The organism is Mangrovimonas sp. TPBH4 (assembly GCF_001280505.1).
Taxonomy (GTDB): Bacteria; Bacteroidota; Bacteroidia; order Flavobacteriales; family Flavobacteriaceae; genus Mangrovimonas_A.
In genome coordinates, this window is the sequence record NZ_LBIO01000028.1 from 61,274 (window position 1) to 80,224 (window position 18,951).

The following is an 18,951-nucleotide window of genomic DNA, read 5'->3' on the forward strand; positions in this document are numbered from 1 at the left end:
ACAAATTTAATGATTAAAAAAGTATTGTAGATTCTTACATGTTAATATATCTTCGCTCACTTTACAACCAATTAACTATTTTATTTATGATTAAAAAAACAATTGCCCCGTTGTTATTATTAGGAGGGCTGTTATGCCAAGCACAGGTAAGTACTGTTGAATTTGCTTTAAACAAAAATCAAAAGGTGGCCAATAATTACATTACAGATGATGGGTATTCTTCTTTTGTAATTTTTGATAGAAATGCAAAAGCTGACAATCTTGAGATTTGCACTTACGACAAAAATCTAGAGTTGATATATAAAAGAAAGTTTGATACAGAGTTTATGGATAATTCTCAGTTTTTTGGAGCAGGTAAAATACGACCTATAAAGTTTTATAGTAGTTTGATGGCTGAAAGTGGAGAATGTTTTTATTCAAATGAGGATAAAATTTTGTTGGATAAAAATGGAAATAGCATTGACTATGGATTTAAGATTGATACAAGAAGGCCTTTCGATTTAGAGGGAAGTAACAGTCAATTTATAACATTAAATCAATTTGTAACTAAAGAAAATACTTGTTGGTTCGGTGTTAAAGTAGTTGACAAGGATAAAAAAACTAAGGAGAGAGGTTATTATTTTATTAGAAAGAGTAATAGCAATGAGTCTGATAGAGATTTTCAATTTCCAATTAATGTTTATACTGGCGAGGAAAATAGAACTAATCTTAGATTAGCGGGGTTTAATGATGAAGTGTTTTATACGGTAAGTAAGGATTTGAATAAGGGCCGAACTGAAAATACATATCATCTAGTAGGAATTAATTATGATGGGATTAAAGTGCTTGAAACTACAGTTCCAGTATCTTTAGACGGTAAATTTTTTATGGCTTCTAATAATGGAGGTGGAGATATGAGGGTTAACTCATCTTATTCTTTTCATCATGATATGAGTACGACTACCCATATGTTAAATCATGAATCTACTGGGAATATCTATTTAGATTTTGACAACCAGGCTTTCTATATATATGGATTATATACTGACTATAAGGATGATGATTTTTACAATGCAAGATTTGGTGGGTTTTATGTCTACAAATATGATTTTGATGGGGAGTCAATTTGGAAATTACAAGAAGCCATTGATGATAAAAATGATTTTAATAAAGCTGCGGTAGCGGCTTTTATGGAAATGGAGTTTTATGAGGAGATTAATGGGAGTATTGGGATTTCCGTCAGTAAATGGAATACTATGAAGTTTTCTCATATGTTTGTGATAGACACTAAAGATGGGCATATTGTAAAATCAGATAAGATTGACTTCAAGGTTGATAAGGCGTTTCATCAGGGATATAAAAAGGGGGTTAAAAAGGATAATGCTCTAGTTGCTGGGATTTCTATGAAAGATAATTATGGGGATAATTTATTGGATTTTGAAACAATTTTTGCGGCTTATGTAAATACAGGGTTGAAAGACTATTTGCAGACAAAAAAAGATGAAGAATTGAGGTTTAATTCCAGAATTACATCGGAGGGAATTTATCTTATTGAAGAAAATCTTGAGGATAAAATTTATAAGCTTATGAAGTTTGAGTGGGAACAAGCTTTCTAGTTCCATTAAAAAGAAATCTTGAGATAATATTAAATAGCCCTTTTGATTAAGGGCTATTTTTTTGCTTTTAGTTTTTCATTCATCTTGTTCTGCATGTTGTCAGCAAATCCTACTAGAGATTTAGGTGCTCTAAAGCGATAGCCTACAAATATTTGGAAATATGGGATGTTATCTGCCGCACGTGATGAGCTATCGGCAGAATGGTTCAGAATTAAATAACTATAATGAGCGCCTAAATAAAGGTTGTCAATATCGTAGGTGGCGGCGGCCCTGAAGTTCAATTCGGTCAATAAAGAGTTTAAGGCATCTTCTCCTTCAGATTTTGAGTGGTTTAATCCAATCCCGGCAGACACACCACCTGACAGAAGAAGGTTATTTGTGGGAACATAATTGTAATAATAGGAGGGCGCAAAAGCAATATCAAAGGAATAGTAACTGAAATCAATATAGTCGCCAGTTTCATTGCTATTGCCTTCCAAATTGAATTTTGAATAATAATAGATAATTCTAGGAATGAAACTCCCGGTGCTTTTCAGTTGTTTTTCGTCCTGTGAGGTAATGGCTCTAAACGAAAAATTCTCATTCCAAATGTAAGATGTCGCGCCTCCAATTTTAAAGTTTTTTGAATGTGGTAAGTAAACAGAAATGTCGTCACTATTATTAAACTTCAAGTAAAATCCTTTTTCCTTGAAGAGTTCAAAGGTTTGCATGAAATGATCTCCAAAAAAGGTTCTAAAACTTAAGGTGAACAGTTTGGAGTCTTCATTGTCCTTATTGGTTCCCATAAAATCGGGCGCAAAAGAGTAGGAGCCGGAAATACCTCGAAAAGAAACAGAAGCTCCAATCCTGTTTTGTTTGTTGGGTTCGAGATTGAAGAAATCATCCGAGTTACGATCTTTGATTTTTAAATCGTTGGAGGTGTTTACATAAAAAGCACGTGCCGTAATCCTATTGGGGTAGGAGGCCTTGTATTCCGAAGCCTCTTTGTAAATAATGTTTGTGGCCGTGGTGTCCTGAACAATTTCTTCATGAGTAATTTGGGCCCAAACAGAGGCTCCTGTAAGACCTATTAAAAGGTTAAGTATACCTAATTTTAAACCCATGTTTTTGGTTGTTTTAAAACGGAGAGCAATGCTGCTTCCGGGCTGCCCTCTTCTGGATGGTGATCATATACCCATTGTACATGGGGAGGTAAGCTCATCAAAATACTTTCTATACGGCCGTTGGTTCGCAATCCAAACAAAGTGCCTTTGTCATGTACCAAATTAAATTCTACATAACGACCACGACGTATTTCTTGCCATGTTCTATTGGCATCGGTGTAAGGAAGGTCCTTTCGTTTTTCAACAATTGGCACATAGGCTTCCAAAAAGCTGTTGCCTACTTCTGTGACAAAATTGTACCAATCTTCCATGCTCATCTCATCAGTGGCTTTGCAGTAGTCAAAGAACAAACCGCCAACGCCTCTGGCTTCATTGCGGTGGCTGTTCCAGAAGTACTTATCGCATTTTGTTTTATATTCTTGGTAGAAGTCTGGATGGTGTTTGTCACAGGCTGTTTTACAAGTATTATGAAAGTGAATGGCATCTTCTTCAAATAAGTAATACGGCGTTAAATCCTGTCCGCCTCCAAACCATTGGTCTACTATTTCGTCTTGTTCATTGTACATTTCAAAGTAGCGCCAATTGGCATGCACGGTTGGCACCATTGGACTTTTTGGATGTAATACCAAACTAAGGCCACAGGCAAAAAAGTTGGCATCCTTTACACCAAAATAGTTTTGCATGCTTTCTGGAAGTTTACCGTGAACCGCTGAAATATTCACACCGCCTTTTTCAAAAACATTACCGTTTTCAATGACTCTGGTTCTTCCGCCACCGCCTTCGGGGCGTTCCCAAAGATCTTGACGAAACTTGGCTTTGCCATCAATGGTTTCCAAAGTTGAGGTGATGCTGTCCTGAAGGTTTTGTATGTATGCGTAAAATTTATCTTTCATTATGTATTTGGTAAAGTTCCATATCCAGCGGTCCCTTTGCGGTGGATATATAATCGTTTTCTAATGTTTTTGCCCATGAAAACCCACATCTTTTGGCGACATTAACACTAGGCGTGTTGCTTTGGTGAACCAAGATGTTTAAGGTTTGAAGCCCAATTGTATCAAAGGCAAATTCTATACAGACTTTTAGGGCTTTGGCCATCCATCCATTGCCGGTGTAATTTTTTCCAAGGCAATAGGCAAATTCCCCTTCCTTTTGGTTCCAGTTGAGGTTTTTAAGAATGATTAAACCTGCAACTTTAGAGGTTTCCAAGTCTTTAATGGCAAAGGTGTATTCTGTTTGATTTTCTATGGCTTGCCTTTGTTGGGAAATATAGTCTTTAGAAGCGTCTTCCGAAATATTCTGCGCTAAGGTTTTGGGTAGATACAACTGAAAGCGCCTCCCGTTGGTAATCATCAACTGGCTTAAGCTAGAAGCGTCTTCGGGTTTCAAAGTAGCCAATTCAAATGTGTCTTTTACCAAAACCATTTATTGTACGTTTTCTTTTGAATTATTCAGCTCCAAAAGTCTGACGGTTTCTTTGGAAGCTGCTGTGACTGAAAGTGGTAACACGATCATTAAGCCTAAAATAGGAATTAAAAGGCAAAGTAAAAACACAATTCCGTTTCCAATTGCGGTGCCTTTGTTCTTCTTTACAAATTGTATGCTTTCTCTGTAGTTGAAATGACGCTCCAAAGTGTAGTCCATATTTCCAAAACCGGCATAATAGGCCTGGATTAAGAAGAGCAACACAGAGGATGCAATGCCAATAACAGGAATAAAACCTATTAAGAGCACTGGGATGGTAAGTTTGAGTTCTTTAAAAAGGTTACGCAAGTTGATTTTAATACCTCGCGATAATTGCGAACCGAAAGAACTTTTGTTATTCCTTGGTAAAGGGCTGTTGGTTAAATGAGCTTCAATCCGTTCGGAAACAGGGCTCATAAAGGGGGCCGAAAGGGCCATGACAATATGTTTGTAGAGCAATAGGCCGATGGCAACAATCGCCAAGCCAATGAAGATTTCAGATAGATTTCTTAGCCAGGAAGTGGAATTCCAACTAGGGAAAATGCTCAGGATGTAGTCGAAAATATTATCTGAAAAGCCATAAGCGGTCAAACCAATGCTAATAGCAGTCAAAAGACTGATGACAATTGGGATTGCAAAATATTTCCAAAGCCCAAGTTTTGAGATTAGAGCAAAGGCTCCAAAATAGGCTTGTATGGCTTTGAAAATATTTTTTAGCATCTATAAGTTGGTTCCTGTGCCAATTGAATTGGCAAGGTTTTTAAAGATCTATGCTTTGTATTCCTTTACAGCATCAATAAATGCCTTGGCATTATCTAATGGAATATTTGGCAAAATACCATGTCCTAGGTTGACAATATATTTATCCTTTCCAAATTCATCAATCATTTGGTGTACCATCTTTTTGATGACGTCTGGAGGCGATAATAGTCTTGCTGGATCAAAATTTCCTTGAAGGGTAATTTGTCCACCTGTTAAATAACGGGCGTTTTTAGGAGAGCAGGTCCAATCAACGCCAAGGGCAGAGGCATTGGATTGTGCCATTTCATGGAGGGCAAACCAACAACCTTTTCCGAAGGCAATTACTGGAGCATCATCTTTCAAGGCTTCAATAATTTGATTGATATACTGCCATGAAAATTCATGGTAATCGGTTGGAGATAACATACCTCCCCAAGAATCAAACACCTGAACTGCGTTAACACCAGCTTTTACTTTTTCCTTTAAGTAAGCAATAGTGGTATCGGTGATTTTTTGTAATAATTGGTGGGCTGCAATAGGATTGGTAAAACAAAATTCCTTGGCTTTGTCAAAGGTTTTGCTGCCTTGGCCTTGCACACAGTAGCACAAAATGGTCCAAGGAGAACCTGCAAATCCAATAAGAGGAATTTCGTCATTCAACAATTCTTTGGTAGCTTTTATAGCTTGGTAAACATAATCCAATTCTACCGTTACATCTGGCACAACTACATTGTCTACATCTTTTTGGCTGCGAACAGGGTTAGGTAAGTACGGACCAAAATTTGGTTTCATTTGTACCTCGATGTTCATAGCTTGTGGAATCACCAAAATGTCCGAAAACAAAATGGCGGCATCCATACCGTAGCGGCGAATAGGTTGAACGGTAATTTCGCTTGCCAATTCAGGAGTGCGGCAACGTGTAAAGAAATCGTATTTTTCGCGAATTGCCATAAATTCTGGTAAATAGCGACCTGCTTGACGCATCATCCACACTGGTGGGCGTTCAACAGTTTCTCCTTTTAGGGCTCTTAAAAATAAATCGTTTTTTATCATGTTTATTCCGCTGAAAAGCGACTCTATTTAATTCAACTTTTTAATTCAAACCTAAAGATTAGGCGTAATGTTCATTTACCAATTCTATCACACTTTCTACAGTAGGAACTTTGGCAATACGAACATCCTTGAAATATTTTTGGGCTTCCTTGGCAGTGGTTTCCCCTATACAGAAAGCAATGCCGTTGGGTTTATTTTGTTGGATAAAACTTTTGACGGTTGAAGGGCTGTAAAACATAATACCTTCAATATTGTCCTCCACTTTTTCCGAATCGTAACGGGTTTGGTAGGCTTCAATTTCCTCTACCTTGATGTGGTTGTCCTTTAAAATGGTAGGCAAATCGTCCAATCTCAAATTGCAGCAGAAATAGGTGACTTCCGTACCTTCAATATAATCGACTATATATTCGGCCAAGGTTTTTGCATTTTTGGCAGCATGTGCTACAGGGCCTATTTTTTGTTCGATAAGGCGTTTGGTACGTCGACCAACACAATAAATATTTTTAAAATTTAAGTCTTCCGAAGGGCAATTGGTAAGAATGGCATCTACGGCATTTTGACTCGTAATTACCACATTTTTAATAGGTGTTTTGAGTTTGCTTAGCGGAATTCTGTTAGGATTGGTTTTAATGGCATCGTTGCTCTTTACAACCAAACTGTCGTTTAACAGAAACTGCTGATCTTCGGTTAGGGATTTTGTGGAATAGATGTTGGTTGGTTTTCCTGAATGTTTAATACCATCCATTAAGCGTTTGCCGCCACGTTCAATAACATTTTCGGCACATTGCTGCGCTAAATCTTGGTGTCTCCCTAATTTTACGGAACGAGAAACTTCAATCTTTTTGGTTCCGTCAGGGCTTAATAAAACTCCAGTAAAGTTGATTTCTTCATTTTTGATAGTTGCCAAAGCGCCAATAGGGGCAGAGCAACCACCTTCCAAAACTCTCAAGAAATTACGTTCTATAGAGGTGCAGATTTCTGTTTCTTCGTGGTTGATCTCACGACAGATTTCCAGAATATCCTCATCTTTTTCCAAAGCGGTAACCATCACGGCTCCTTGGGCTGGAGCGGGAATCATCCAATCTAAATTGAGGGCGTTTTCAGGTCGTATTTTAAGACGGCCTAAACCTGCTGCAGCAAAAATAGCGCCGTTCCAATCTTCGTTGTCTTCCAGTTTTTGAAGGCGTAAATTTACATTGCCCCGTAACCCAACTACAGTGTGTGTTGGGTAGCGGTTGAGCCATTGTGCCCTACGGCGTAAACTTCCAGTGGCAATAATACCTTCTCTATGCGATAGAAATTCTTCATTATGTTTAAAAACCAACAAGTCCTTGTTGTTGCCACGTTTTAAAACTGCGGCTTGAACAATACCGTTCGGTAAAGCTGTAGGGACATCCTTTAAGGAATGTACCGCAATATCGATATCACCATTGAGCATGGCGATGTCCAATGTTTTGGTAAAAACCCCGGTAATTCCCAATTCATATAGGGGTTTGTCCAACACTAAATCTCCAGTAGATTTTACAGGAACCAAAACGGTTTTGTGACCCAAATGTTCCAGTTGATGTTGTACAGTTTTGGCTTGCCATAGCGCCAATTGGCTATCGCGGGTACCAATGCGAATAATTTTAGACATGTTTTGTGGATTCTTCTAATTGAAACACCTTCTTAATTAATTCCAGGCTTTCATCAGTAGAAATGCCATCCTCTCTTAAATGATGCGCAAAGTGATTGGTAATCTTTTGAATGATATTGTTACTGATCAATTCGGCCTGCTCTTCATTGAAATTGGATATCTTTTTGCGTTGTGTGTCCAATTCTGCATTTTTAAAATCGGTCAGTTTAAGTTTTAGGGCCTTGATGGTAGGAGCAAATTTTCGGGTTTCCAACCAAGTGTTGAATTCCGCTTTTACTTCTTCAAGAATGGCCTCTGCTATAGGGATGTGAGCCTTTCTCTTTTCTAAAGTTTCATCTGTGATTTGAGAAAGATCGTCCAGGTGAATCAAAGTGACGTTGTCCAATTCGGTAACGTTGTGGTTCACGTTTCTAGGAATGGACAAATCCAAAATCAACAATGGCTTTTTGGTTTGAATCAAAAACTTGTCCACTGTAGGATTTTGGGCGCCGGTGGCCACAATCATAACGTCAGACGCATTGATTTCTTCCTGTAGATTGGCATAATCCTTTACCAACAAGTTAAACTTTCCTGCAATTTCCTGTGCCTTGGTTTTGGTTCTGTTGATAAGGGTGATGTGCTCATTTTTAGTGTGCTTCACTAAATTTTCACAAGTGTTGCGCCCTATTTTTCCAGTTCCGAAGAGTAAAATATTTCGGTTGGAAATATCTTCAATATTGTTCAAGATGTAATGTACCGAAGCAAAAGATACCGAAGCCGCTCCCGAGGAAATGTCGGTTTCTGTTTTAATACGTTTACTAGCTTGGATCACAGCATTGATCAAGCGTTCCAAGTAGGAATTCAGTAAACCTGCTTTTTTAGAATCCTTGGCGCTAGACTTTAATTGACTGATAATTTCAAAGTCCCCAAGAATTTGACTGTCCAAACCAGAACCTACTTTAAACATGTGAGCAATAGCCTCTTTGTTTTTATAGATGTAGGCAACTTCCTGAAACTCTTCAACAGTTCCTTTGGTATTCTCGCAGAGTAACTTGATAAGCTGGTAAGGATGTTCGGCAAAACCGTAAAGTTCAGTACGGTTACAGGTAGAGGTTACAATAAGGCTGTCAATGCCATTTGCCTTGGCCTGGGTATATAGCAATTGCTTACCATCATTATCCAAGCTAAAGTGGCCTCTTATATCTGCATCGGCTTTTTTGTAACTTAAGCCAATGGCGTAAAAATATGTTGTTTTCGACTTAGTGTTGTATTCCATTAAATAACGTTGGAAATTCGGCAACAAAAATATATGTATGCAAATTAAAAAAATAACGCTAAAGGAACAATAAGTATCGCTGGTGGTTTTTTTGGCTTGTTTTTCGAATTAATGTAAATAATATCATACTTTTGCAGTTGAAATAACGTGTTTGGCGTTGTTTGTTTAGAATAGGTCTAAATAGTTTTATGATGGATTCGAGTTTTGATGCAGAAAAAAATATCGCCATAGGTTCTTTAAATACAACCATAGATTCTTTTAATGAATTAGAGATAGAAAAGGATTTCTTTGTGTTGACCTACCAAAATGAAAGCGATAAAGTGGTGACCCTAGAAAGGGAAATTGATAGTAGTTTTATTCAGTTTCACTTTTGCTTAAAAGGTACCTGTAAGTTCATTTTTAATAAAGGACGGTACGCTCTTGATATTGAAGATGAAAATTCACTGTTACTCTATAATCCGCAACAGGATTTGCCTCTTCATATGGATTGCCAGCCACAATCTTGGTTGGTGTCGGTAATTATTTCTATTAAAAAATTTCATGGTTTGTTTTCTCAAGAAGCGGATTATATCACGTTTTTGAGTGAAGACAATAGGGATAAAAAATATTATGACGATGGGAAGATTACGCCTTCCATGGCCATTGTGTTAACGCAGCTCGTCAATTTCAATCTTAATAATTCTATCAAAAATCTCTACTTCAAAGGGAAGGCTTATGAGTTGTTGAGTCTTTATTTTAACAGAAGTGAAGATGCTAATGTAGAGCAATGTCCATTTTTGGTAGACGAATCCAATGTTATCAAGATTAGAAAGGCCAAGGATATCATCATTTCCCGAATGACCGAACCGCCAACCTTGCAGGAACTTGCGGAAGAGATTCAATTAAGTTTGAAAAAGTTGAAGGAAGGCTTCAAGGAGATTTACGGAGATTCTGTGTATAGCTTTTTGTTTGATTATAAAATGGAAGTGGCCAGAAAATTGCTGGAATCTGGAAACCATAATGTCAACGAAGTTGGGTTAAGGGTAGGCTACAGTACGGCCAGTCATTTTATTTCGGCCTTTAAAAAGAAATATGGGACAACCCCCAAAAAATATATTCAATCGATAATGTAGATGTATGATGCCTGTGTTTTGAGTGATATAGGCCAATTAGTTATTTATGAAAAAGGGAATTTTACTTGTTAATTTAGGGTCGCCAGACAGTCCAGACCCAAAAGATGTGAAAAAATATCTAGGTGAATTTTTAATGGATGAACGTGTGATCGACGTTCCGCTATGGGCAAGAAACTTATTGGTAAAAGGTATTATTTTAAATACCCGCCCAAAAGCTTCTGCAGAGGCTTATGGTAAAATCTGGTGGGAAGAAGGTTCGCCGCTAATTGTGATATCTGAACGCGTAAAAGCTGGTATCCAAAAGCAGGTGGATGCACCGGTAGCTTTGGCTATGCGCTACGGAAGTATGACTATTAAAAAGGGCTTGCAAGAATTGGTGGATCAAGGCGTGGAAGAAGTATTTATTGTGCCTTTGTATCCGCAGTTTGCCATGGCAACTACAGAAACCATTTTGGTGTTGGCTGAAGAGATTAGAAAGGAACATTTTCCAAATTTAAAATTTTCCGATTTAAAGGCGTTCTATAATCGTCCCGATTATATTGAGGTCCTTTCCAATAGTGTGGCGAGACATTTGGAAGGACAACCGTTTGAGCATTTATTGTTCTCATATCATGGAGTTCCTGAACGCCACATCAGAAAAAGAGACGTTACCAAGTCGCACTGCAAAATCGATGGAAGCTGTTGCTCGACACCTTCCAAAGCCCATGAATTTTGCTATAGGCACCAATGCTTGGAAGTGACGAGATTGGTGGCTGAAAAATTAAATCTGGAGCCTGGTACCTATTCCACTTCGTTTCAATCAAGGTTAGGATTTGATCCTTGGTTATTGCCTTATACAGATAGAACCATTGAGGCTTTAGGTAAAAAAGGATTAAAAAGTATGGCCATTGTAACGCCTGCCTTTGTCAGTGATTGTTTGGAGACTCTTGAAGAAATTGCCATGGAAGGAAAGGAGATTTTTGAAGAAATGGGAGGAGAGCACTTCACTACTGTGCCTTGTTTGAATGATGACAAAGAGTGGGTAGACTTGCTGTCTAAATGGATGAATGATTGGCTAACATCAGAAACGGTTAAGGCGTAATGGCAAAAATTTCCGCCCAAGAATTAGGTTCACAGCCTATTGGGAAACTATTAATTAAACAGGCTGTTCCTGCATCCATTGGTATTTTGGTGATGTCCTTGAACATTCTGGTGGATACCATTTTTGTAGGAAACTGGATTGGCCCAACCGCCATTGCCGCTATTAATGTGGTGTTGCCGGTGTCCTTCTTCATTGCTGCTTTGGGGATGAGCATTGGCGTAGGTGGTTCTTCCATTATTTCTCGAGCTCTTGGTGCCAACGATCATGAAAAGGCACTGAAAACTTTCGGAAATCAAATTACACTTACCTTATTATTTACTGTTACGCTCGTTACCTTAGGGCTGACATTTGTGGATGGTATTATTCCAGCTTTTGGTGGGAAGGGAGCCATTTTTGGTCCGGCGAAAGTGTACTATATCATCGTGCTTTATGGAGTGCCGTTTTTGGCCTTGTGCATGATGGGAAATACGGTGATTAGGGCCGAAGGAAAGCCTAAATTTGCTATGTATGCCATGATGATCCCTTCGGTTGGGAATTTGATTCTGGACTATATTTTCATCAATCTCATGGATTTGGGAATGGAAGGTGCTGCTTGGGCTACTACGGGATCTTATATGCTTTGTTTTGTGTTTATCATTTGGTTCTTTATGTCCAAAAACTCCGAGCTTAAAATAGGATTGTCCCATTTTGGCTTGAGTTCAAAAATTGTATCCGAAATAGGCTCTTTGGGCTTTGTCACTTTGGCAAGACAGGCTGTAGTAAGTATTACGTATCTTTTCATGAACAATATTCTATATAATTTAGGAGGGGAAGTATCCGTTACAGCATACGCCATTGTTGGGAGGATGCTCATGTTTGCACTGTTCCCTGTTTTTGGAATTACCCAAGGATTTCTGCCCATTGCAGGGTTTAATTATGGGGCGTCCCAATTTGATAGGGTGCGAGAAACCATTAACACAGCCATTAAATATGCCATTTTGTTGGCTACGATTATATTCATTGCTTTAATGGTGTTTCCTGAGGCGATTACAAGGTTATTTACAGATGATACTGAGGTATTGAAAGAAACACCAAGCGCGATGCGCTGGGTATTTGCCGCGACACCAATTATCGCCATTCAGTTGATTGGGGCTGCCTATTTTCAGGCCATTGGTAAGGCAACACCGGCACTGTTGTTGACCTTGACTAGGCAAGGCTTCTTTTTTATTCCCCTTATTTTGATATTGCCTAAATTTTTTGGCGAACTTGGGGTGTGGATGTCCTTTCCAATTTCGGATGTCTTGGCGACCATTGTGACGGCCTATTTTCTACATATAGAAGTCAAAAAAACGCTCATTAGTGAAACTTAAATAGCTATTATGGAATACTACAATTATATCAAGGCGCTGCACCTTATTTTCGTGATTACTTGGTTTGCGGGATTGTTCTATATCCCTCGATTGTTTGTGTATCAAATAGAGGCTTTCCATAAGCCTTCACCAGATAAGGAAATTTTGGGAGAACAATTGAAGCTTATGGCCAAACGGCTCTGGAATATCATTACTTGGCCTTCGGCCATTTTGGCTACGGTATTCGCCATTTGGCTAATTGTGTTAATGCCAAGCTGGTTGCAGCAAGGGTGGATGCATGTGAAGTTGGCTTTCGTAGTATTGTTGATTATCTACCACATAAAAACCCATCAATATTTTAAGCAATTGCAACGCGATGAGGTGAAAAAAACATCCAGCTATATGCGTTTATGGAATGAAGGGGCTACCTTTATTTTGTTTGCGGTGGTGTTTTTGGTAATCCTTAAAAATGCCATGAATTGGATTTTTGGCGTTGTTGGTATGGTGGTTCTTGGAATTTTGATCATGTTGGGCTATAAAATCTATAAGAACATCAGGGCTAAAAATCCTAAGGCCTAAACAAAGTGGGTTTGGTGTGATTATTGTTATATTTATCGCACTATAAAATTTCAAATGAAATTAAAAAAACTATCCCTTCGCGTACGGATTTTCTTTGCCATGATTTTATTGGTGTTGATTGCTTCCATTCTTATTGTGGTAGTAACCGTTTACCAATATAATGAAGAAGCACTGGATTACCACAGGGATAGACTGGATAGGAAAGAGGAGAACATCAAGAGTAGTATTGATTTTACCATTAAGGAAACTACCTATCCCGTTACTACAGAAAATCTTCCTCGAATCTTTAAGGATAAGATTTACGAGATTGCTGCCATTCATAAACTTCAGGTGAATCTATATGATTTGGATGGCGAATTGCTCAAAAGTTCTCGCCAAAGTATTTCTAACGACACTATTGTAAAATGTATTGATGCTGAAGTGTTGAATACATTGGCCAATACTGCAGAACACCGTCACGTTACAAAATATACGGAAAACGGAAAGATTATTCAGGCCTCTTACACCTATATAACGGATCAGAAATTTAAACCTCTGGGCATTCTTAATTTGCCTTATATGGAAGATGACAAATTCATGGACAAGGAGCTTAATGACTTTTTGGAGCGCTTGGCCTATGCCTATTTGTTCATGATGTTGATTGCTGTGGCCTTGGCGTATCTGTTGTCAAAATACATCACCAAATCACTCAAGACCATTAGCGACAAAATCAACGAAACCCGACTTGAGAAGCGCAATAAAAAAATTGATATAGAATCTTCAAGTGAAGAGATTTTGACTTTGGTCAATTCATATAATACCATGATAGACCAGTTGGAGGAGAGTGCGGTAAAGTTGGCTACCAGCGAACGTGAGCAGGCTTGGAGGGAAATGGCGAAACAGGTGGCACACGAAATCAAAAACCCGTTAACGCCTATGCGTTTGAGTGTGCAGAGTTTCCAAAGGAAATTTGATCCTCAAGACCCAGATATCTATAAAAAGGTGAATGAGTATTCCAAAACCTTGATTCAGCAAATTGATACCATGAGTTCCATTGCTTCTGCCTTTTCAAACTTTGCCAAAATGCCGGCGCAGGAAAAGGAGACGCTCAATGTAGTGAAAATTGTAAAACTCGGTTTGGATATTTTTAGTGAGGATTATATTATTTTTACTTCAGAAAAGGATGAAATCATGGCCAAGTTTGATAGAACCCAACTCATCAGGGTGATTACCAATTTGGTGAAAAACGGTATTCAGGCTATTCCAGACGAGCAAGAAGAAAAAAAGATTGTTGTGGCAGTTTTGGATGACCATTGTAATGTCATCATCACGGTTGCTGATAATGGTCAAGGTATCGAGGAGGCCAACAAGCAAAAAATCTTTGAGCCTAAGTTTACTACTAAATCCAGTGGTATGGGACTAGGGCTTGCCATGGTGAAAAATATTGTGGAAACTTATAACGGAAGTATTACCTTTACATCTGAAAAAGGAAAAGGTACAGTATTTAAAGTCACCTTTCCAAAAGTATAATACTTCTAGGCCTGTTGGAGCTTGTTCAATTTAGGCCTTATAATCTTCTTTACAATGAATTACGATAATATTATTTCTGAAGTGAATAATGGCATTGCCACCATTACCATAAACCGACCAAGTAAGTTGAATGCTTTAAACAAAGCTACCATCCAAGAGCTGCACAGTGCTTTTAAGGAAGCCGATGAAGACAAGGGGGTAAAGGTCATCATTGTAACGGGCTCAGGAAAAAAGGCCTTTGTAGCAGGTGCCGATATTAGTGAATTTGCCGATTTTAGTGTGGCTCAAGGAAAAGAATTGGCAGCAAAGGGGCATGAATTACTGTTCGATTTTGTGGCAAATTTATCCACGCCGGTTATTGCTGCGGTCAATGGTTTTGCACTGGGAGGCGGATTGGAGTTGGCCATGGCGGCTCACTTTAGAATTGCCAGCAACAATGCTAAAATGGGACTGCCTGAAGTGTCTTTAGGTGTAATTCCTGGTTACGGTGGCACCCAAAGATTACCGCAATTGGTGGGTAAAGGGCGTGCCATGGAAATGATTATGACAGCAGGAATGATCGATGCGCAAACTGCGTTGTCTTTAGGGTTGGTGAATCATGTAACTGCTCAAGAGGAACTGTTGGATTTGGCAGAGAGTATTGCAGCAAAAATCATGAAGAATTCTTCTGTGGCTATCAGCGCAGCCATTGCTGCCGTTAATGCCAATTATGAAGATGGTTTGAATGGTTTTGAACAAGAAATTCAGAAATTTGGCGAGGCTTTCGGTACGGAAGACTTCAAGGAAGGTACTACCGCTTTTCTAGAAAAGCGTAAGGCTGAGTTTCCTGGAAAATAAAATTAAGATAAAATAAGTTGTTGGAAATGGGTTTGTTGAAAACCCATTTTTTATTTAACAGTTTTAACACAGCAATCTTCGTAAATTTAAAACATTCGTTTTTTAACTCGGTAAAGTTTTACCCATGGAATCAAAGGCATTCATAAAAGGTAGAGGGGCACAGATGAATGTGTCTAATCGCTTTTTTGAGTTAAGCCATGAACTTCGAGATGACTTTTTGGAGTACTGTGCCAAGGAAGGAGAGGCCGTTGAGACCAATAAAACGAGGTATTTGGAAGTGTTTCCAAAAAGCATTGTCAATAAGGTGGATAGTCCTGATGTGGGGATGGGCTATTCCATGAACATGTACCAAGGTTGTGAGCATGGTTGTATTTATTGTTATGCTCGTAATACCCATGAATATTGGGGGTATGGCGCCGGGTTGGATTTTGAACGGCAGATTTTAGTAAAAAAAGAGGCGCCAAAACTATTGGAAAGTTTCCTTAAAAAGAAACGTTGGCAGGCCCGCGCCATTGTCTTGTCGGGTAATACGGATTGCTACCAGCCAGCCGAACAACAGTTTGAAATTACAAGAAAGTGTCTAGAGGTTTTCTTGAAATATAAGCATCCAGTGGGCATTATTACCAAAAATGCTTTGATATTGAGAGATCTAGATATTCTGCAGGAACTGGCAAAAGATAATCTAGTTGCAGTGAATATTTCCATTACTTCCCTTTCGGAAGAGACTAGGCGTATTTTGGAGCCAAGGACGACGACTATTAAGAAGCGCTTGGAAACTGTTAGAGTATTGAGTGCACATGGTATCCCTGTTAATGTGATGATCGCTCCAATTATTCCTTCTATTAATAGTCATGAAATACTGCCTTTGGCAAAGGCTGCAGCGGATGTGGGTGCTTTATCTATTGGACATACCATTGTGAGGCTGAATGGCGCTATTGGTGAAATTTTTACGGATTGGATCAATAAAACCTTGCCCGATAGGGCTGATAAAGTATTGCACCAAATAGAGGATTGCCATGGAGGTTCTCTTAATGATAGTAGATACGGTACACGAATGAAGGGAGAAGGGAAGATTGCTGAACAGATTAATATGCTTATAAAATTGGCCCGGAAAAAATATTTTAAGGACAAAAGAATGCCTGGTTTAAACCATGATCTTCACGAGCAATATAAGGATGGGCAAATGAAATTGTTTTAAACGAAAAGAGCAGCCCTAAAGCTGCTCCCTTACTAACTAACATTCTAACATTATCTAATAATCAAACTTGTAAAAATGGGTTATATTTTCATTGAATGGGTAAATTCTCTTCCCTCGGTAGTCACAACAATTTTGTAATCCCCTTTTCTACTTCGGTCCAATTTGTAAATGCGCTCCACTACTTTTTCATTTTTAATGGTCTCGGAGTGGATTGGTTCAAACTCTACATCGTGATCGTAGGCATCATCATAGTAGATGTCAACTTCAATCGGTGCTAGTTCCAAATCAAGCTTAGAGAACATGATTTTGTTGTCTTCTACTCTAAAAATAGGCTTGTAGAATTTGGTTTCTTTGGTCTTGTTGAATTCCACTTCATGCGACTGTACTTTGAAAGGAATAATTTCAATAGCGACGTCTTTGTCTATTTCGAAGAAATAATTACCATTTGGAAGTTCGGTAAGGTCAAACAAGTTGGTGTAGGTGCCAGAGTTCGAAATGGTTTCTTTATATAATACCATTCCACTAAGGTCTCTGATCATCAATTTTTGTCCCTGTTTAACATCTTCCAAAGTCAACATTGTCTTTTTTGCCGCCTTCATTTCTAAGGAAGAAATGTTTGTGTTCGCATAACTGCTCATGGCTGCAATTAATGCGACCATAAGGATACTGTTTTTAATTGCTCTTTTCATGACACATATTTTTTAAGTTAATTTGATAATTCAAAATTAGGCCCAATTTTAGGGGAGAAAAACATCAATTTTTTCCAATTTATATGTTTAATTAACATTAATACCAGTGTTAAGAAATTATTAAGTTAAATTAGCATAGATAATAGTTAAAATGGCATATACGTTAGGTTTCCATTAGTATTAATTTTGTATTTAAATTGCTGTTCCAATGAAAATTAAGCCTACATACGAAAAAGTGAGCCCGAGTTTTGGCAACTCCATTCTCGTAAGCCAACATACAGAAGCCGTGACCAATAACAATGGGAAGTGGCATTTTCACCCAGAAATTGAATTGGTATATGTAAATCAAGGGAGAGGAAAACGCCATATAGGCAATCATCTGTCCTATTTTAACAACAGTCAGTTGATTTTGCTGGGGTCCAATTTGCCTCATTATGGCTTTACCGATCGTTTAACCAGTAAAGGTTCAGAAACCATTATTCATTTTATGCCCGATTTTTTGGGGGATTTGTTTTTTCAGAAACCTGAAATGGCTGCTATAGGGCAGTTGTTGGAACGTGCCAAAAGTGGCATTCTGTTTAAACCAGAAACCAAAAAGGTCGTTGGTCCAAAAATTGAAAGTTTGATTGAATATGAAGGGTTCAATAGAATAATGAAGCTTTTGGAGATTTTAAATGATTTGGGACTGTCTAAAGATTATACCTTATTGAATGTAGATGGGTTTGCTTTTGAAACGGAGCCGAAAGACAGTGACAAGCTCAATATTATTTTTAAATACATCAATAACCACTTTATGGCGCCTATCCCCTTGGAAGATATCGCCGATAGAGTGAGTATGACGGTGCCAGCCTTCTGTAGGTATTTAAAAAAGGCCACGGGAAAGACCTTTACCAGATTGGTAAATGAATACCGAGTGGTGCACGCAACAAAATTATTGAACGAAAGTCAACTTAGTATTGCCGATATCTGTTTTGAAAGTGGTTTCAATAACTTCTCACATTTCAATAAAACCTTTAAGGAAATTACTGGAAAGAGTGCCTCAAAATACCGTGCCGAAATCAAGCATGTTATTCAGTATTAGTAATTATTTTTCGCCATCCCATTCGGCGTAGAATTGCTCTAGGTATGCTTCCATGAAAGCATGGCGTTGCTCCGCAATTTGTTTGCCTGTTTGGGTGTTCATGCGATCTTTTAGCAGTAATAACTTTTCATAAAAATGATTGATGGAAGGCGCTGTGGAAGCTTTGTACTCTTCCTTACTCATGTTGAGGTTGGGTTGAATTTCAGGATCGAACAGCTTACGGTTTTTGAAACCTCCATAATTAAAACATCGGGCGATCCCAATGGCGCCAATGGCATCTAGTCTGTCGGCATCTTGCACAACATCCAATTCAGGAGACTTGAATACCTGTGCTTCATTGCCGCCTTTAAAGGAAATATGGGAAATGATATTTGCTACATGTTCAATAACATCCGATTCAACATCTTGATTGAGCAGAAATTCTCTGGCAACTTTTGGTCCTAAAGTTTCATCACCGTTGTGAAACTTACTATCTGCAATATCGTGCAGTAAAGCGCCTAATTGTACTGTAAACAAATCTACATTTTCGTTTTTGCCTAAATGCACGGCATTGTTGTAAACTCTTAAAATATGAAACCAATCGTGTCCGCCTTCGGCTTTGGTGAGCTGTTCTTGGACAAAGGTTTTGGTATTGGCAATAATCTGTTCTGTGTTCATATGCTGTAAAACTAAAAATTCCTTCTAGAAAACTAA

18 protein-coding genes are annotated in these 18,951 nt (G+C 38.4%); 9 read left to right on the forward strand and 9 right to left on the reverse strand.

Features of this window, described 5'->3' with window-relative positions:
- The first annotated feature begins 86 nt into the window (after positions 1 to 86).
- On the forward strand, positions 87 to 1,595 hold the full coding sequence (locus ZA05_RS00920) for a hypothetical protein (protein ID WP_053989983.1): 1,509 nt from the start codon (positions 87 to 89) through the stop codon (positions 1,593 to 1,595).
- A gap of 53 nt (positions 1,596 to 1,648) precedes the next feature.
- On the opposite strand, the gene ZA05_RS00925 is transcribed toward ZA05_RS00920, so the two are convergent.
- From ZA05_RS00925 to hemA, 7 genes are read right to left on the reverse strand one after another with little or no spacing between them, the layout of a single operon-like run.
- Positions 1,649 to 2,698: a DUF4421 family protein gene (locus tag ZA05_RS00925; protein WP_053989984.1), complete on the reverse strand. Its 1,050-nt coding sequence runs from the start codon at positions 2,696 to 2,698 to the stop codon at positions 1,649 to 1,651.
- Positions 2,689 to 3,591, reverse strand: coding sequence for an oxygen-dependent coproporphyrinogen oxidase (gene hemF, locus ZA05_RS00930; RefSeq protein WP_053989985.1), 903 nt, complete (start codon positions 3,589 to 3,591; stop codon positions 2,689 to 2,691). The genes ZA05_RS00925 and hemF overlap by 10 nt, the downstream gene beginning before the upstream one ends.
- Positions 3,581 to 4,120, reverse strand: a complete 540-nt coding sequence (locus tag ZA05_RS00935) for a GNAT family N-acetyltransferase (protein ID WP_053989986.1) — start codon at positions 4,118 to 4,120, stop codon at positions 3,581 to 3,583. Before ZA05_RS00935 ends, hemF begins: the two co-directional genes overlap by 11 nt.
- Positions 4,121 to 4,879, reverse strand: coding sequence for an EI24 domain-containing protein (locus ZA05_RS00940; RefSeq protein ID WP_053989987.1), 759 nt, complete (start codon positions 4,877 to 4,879; stop codon positions 4,121 to 4,123).
- Positions 4,880 to 4,927: 48 nt separating this feature from the next.
- On the reverse strand, positions 4,928 to 5,953 hold the full coding sequence (hemE, locus tag ZA05_RS00945; protein ID WP_053989988.1) for a uroporphyrinogen decarboxylase: 1,026 nt from the start codon (positions 5,951 to 5,953) through the stop codon (positions 4,928 to 4,930).
- 58 nt (positions 5,954 to 6,011) lie between these two features.
- Complete coding sequence (gene hemC, locus ZA05_RS00950) at positions 6,012 to 7,589, reverse strand: hydroxymethylbilane synthase (RefSeq protein WP_053989989.1); 1,578 nt, start codon at positions 7,587 to 7,589, stop codon at positions 6,012 to 6,014.
- The gene (hemA, locus tag ZA05_RS00955; RefSeq protein WP_053989990.1) at positions 7,582 to 8,844 is read right to left on the reverse strand and encodes a glutamyl-tRNA reductase; all 1,263 of its coding nucleotides are present in this window, start codon (positions 8,842 to 8,844) and stop codon (positions 7,582 to 7,584) included. The genes hemC and hemA overlap by 8 nt, the downstream gene beginning before the upstream one ends.
- Before the next feature lie 191 nt (positions 8,845 to 9,035).
- Between hemA and ZA05_RS00960 the strand changes: the two genes are divergently transcribed.
- From ZA05_RS00960 to ZA05_RS00990, 7 genes are all read left to right on the forward strand, one after another.
- On the forward strand, positions 9,036 to 9,956 hold the full coding sequence (locus ZA05_RS00960) for a helix-turn-helix transcriptional regulator (RefSeq protein ID WP_053990020.1): 921 nt from the start codon (positions 9,036 to 9,038) through the stop codon (positions 9,954 to 9,956).
- A gap of 46 nt (positions 9,957 to 10,002) precedes the next feature.
- Complete coding sequence (gene hemH / locus ZA05_RS00965) at positions 10,003 to 11,037, forward strand: ferrochelatase (protein ID WP_053989991.1); 1,035 nt, start codon at positions 10,003 to 10,005, stop codon at positions 11,035 to 11,037.
- Positions 11,037 to 12,386: an MATE family efflux transporter gene (locus tag ZA05_RS00970; RefSeq protein ID WP_053989992.1), complete on the forward strand. Its 1,350-nt coding sequence runs from the start codon at positions 11,037 to 11,039 to the stop codon at positions 12,384 to 12,386. The genes hemH and ZA05_RS00970 overlap by 1 nt, the downstream gene beginning before the upstream one ends.
- A 9-nt stretch (positions 12,387 to 12,395) precedes the next feature.
- Positions 12,396 to 12,944 carry a CopD family protein gene (locus tag ZA05_RS00975; protein WP_053989993.1) on the forward strand — a complete coding sequence of 183 codons (549 nt, stop codon included), beginning with the start codon at positions 12,396 to 12,398 and terminating at the stop codon, positions 12,942 to 12,944.
- A 54-nt stretch (positions 12,945 to 12,998) separates the two neighbouring features.
- The gene (locus ZA05_RS00980; protein ID WP_053989994.1) at positions 12,999 to 14,453 is read left to right on the forward strand and encodes an ATP-binding protein; all 1,455 of its coding nucleotides are present in this window, start codon (positions 12,999 to 13,001) and stop codon (positions 14,451 to 14,453) included.
- Positions 14,454 to 14,507: 54 nt separating this feature from the next.
- Positions 14,508 to 15,290 carry an enoyl-CoA hydratase/isomerase family protein gene (locus ZA05_RS00985; RefSeq protein ID WP_053989995.1) on the forward strand — a complete coding sequence of 261 codons (783 nt, stop codon included), beginning with the start codon at positions 14,508 to 14,510 and terminating at the stop codon, positions 15,288 to 15,290.
- Positions 15,291 to 15,414: 124 nt separating this feature from the next.
- Positions 15,415 to 16,488 carry a PA0069 family radical SAM protein gene (locus ZA05_RS00990; RefSeq protein ID WP_053989996.1) on the forward strand — a complete coding sequence of 358 codons (1,074 nt, stop codon included), beginning with the start codon at positions 15,415 to 15,417 and terminating at the stop codon, positions 16,486 to 16,488.
- Between the two features lie 80 nt (positions 16,489 to 16,568).
- Here the strand turns inward: ZA05_RS00990 and ZA05_RS00995 are convergent, their stop codons facing one another.
- Positions 16,569 to 17,177 (reverse strand): hypothetical protein, encoded by a 609-nt coding sequence (locus ZA05_RS00995; RefSeq protein WP_053989997.1) that lies wholly within the window; start codon positions 17,175 to 17,177, stop codon positions 16,569 to 16,571.
- A 208-nt stretch (positions 17,178 to 17,385) separates the two neighbouring features.
- Here ZA05_RS00995 and ZA05_RS01000 point away from each other — a divergent pair, with 208 nt between their 5' ends.
- On the forward strand, positions 17,386 to 18,258 hold the full coding sequence (locus ZA05_RS01000) for an AraC family transcriptional regulator (RefSeq protein WP_053989998.1): 873 nt from the start codon (positions 17,386 to 17,388) through the stop codon (positions 18,256 to 18,258).
- Between the two features lie 3 nt (positions 18,259 to 18,261).
- Here the strand turns inward: ZA05_RS01000 and ZA05_RS01005 are convergent, their stop codons facing one another.
- On the reverse strand, positions 18,262 to 18,915 hold the full coding sequence (locus ZA05_RS01005) for an HD domain-containing protein (RefSeq protein ID WP_053989999.1): 654 nt from the start codon (positions 18,913 to 18,915) through the stop codon (positions 18,262 to 18,264).
- Positions 18,916 to 18,951: the final 36 nt, after the last annotated feature.

Bases quoted from the DNA above. Each gene is read 5' to 3' on its own strand.
- ZA05_RS00920 (WP_053989983.1), top strand. From the start codon at position 87: ATGATTAAAAAAACAATTGCCCCGTTGTTATTATTAGGAGGGCTGTTA.
- ZA05_RS00925 (WP_053989984.1), bottom strand. From the start codon at position 2,698: ATGGGTTTAAAATTAGGTATACTTAACCTTTTAATAGGTCTTACAGGA.
- hemF (WP_053989985.1), bottom strand. From the start codon at position 3,591: ATGAAAGATAAATTTTACGCATACATACAAAACCTTCAGGACAGCATC.
- ZA05_RS00935 (WP_053989986.1), bottom strand. From the start codon at position 4,120: ATGGTTTTGGTAAAAGACACATTTGAATTGGCTACTTTGAAACCCGAA.
- ZA05_RS00940 (WP_053989987.1), bottom strand. From the start codon at position 4,879: ATGCTAAAAAATATTTTCAAAGCCATACAAGCCTATTTTGGAGCCTTT.
- hemE (WP_053989988.1), bottom strand. From the start codon at position 5,953: ATGATAAAAAACGATTTATTTTTAAGAGCCCTAAAAGGAGAAACTGTT.
- hemC (WP_053989989.1), bottom strand. From the start codon at position 7,589: ATGTCTAAAATTATTCGCATTGGTACCCGCGATAGCCAATTGGCGCTA.
- hemA (WP_053989990.1), bottom strand. From the start codon at position 8,844: ATGGAATACAACACTAAGTCGAAAACAACATATTTTTACGCCATTGGC.
- ZA05_RS00960 (WP_053990020.1), top strand. From the start codon at position 9,036: ATGGATTCGAGTTTTGATGCAGAAAAAAATATCGCCATAGGTTCTTTA.
- hemH (WP_053989991.1), top strand. From the start codon at position 10,003: ATGAAAAAGGGAATTTTACTTGTTAATTTAGGGTCGCCAGACAGTCCA.
- ZA05_RS00970 (WP_053989992.1), top strand. From the start codon at position 11,037: ATGGCAAAAATTTCCGCCCAAGAATTAGGTTCACAGCCTATTGGGAAA.
- ZA05_RS00975 (WP_053989993.1), top strand. From the start codon at position 12,396: ATGGAATACTACAATTATATCAAGGCGCTGCACCTTATTTTCGTGATT.
- ZA05_RS00980 (WP_053989994.1), top strand. From the start codon at position 12,999: ATGAAATTAAAAAAACTATCCCTTCGCGTACGGATTTTCTTTGCCATG.
- ZA05_RS00985 (WP_053989995.1), top strand. From the start codon at position 14,508: ATGAATTACGATAATATTATTTCTGAAGTGAATAATGGCATTGCCACC.
- ZA05_RS00990 (WP_053989996.1), top strand. From the start codon at position 15,415: ATGGAATCAAAGGCATTCATAAAAGGTAGAGGGGCACAGATGAATGTG.
- ZA05_RS00995 (WP_053989997.1), bottom strand. From the start codon at position 17,177: ATGAAAAGAGCAATTAAAAACAGTATCCTTATGGTCGCATTAATTGCA.
- ZA05_RS01000 (WP_053989998.1), top strand. From the start codon at position 17,386: ATGAAAATTAAGCCTACATACGAAAAAGTGAGCCCGAGTTTTGGCAAC.
- ZA05_RS01005 (WP_053989999.1), bottom strand. From the start codon at position 18,915: ATGAACACAGAACAGATTATTGCCAATACCAAAACCTTTGTCCAAGAA.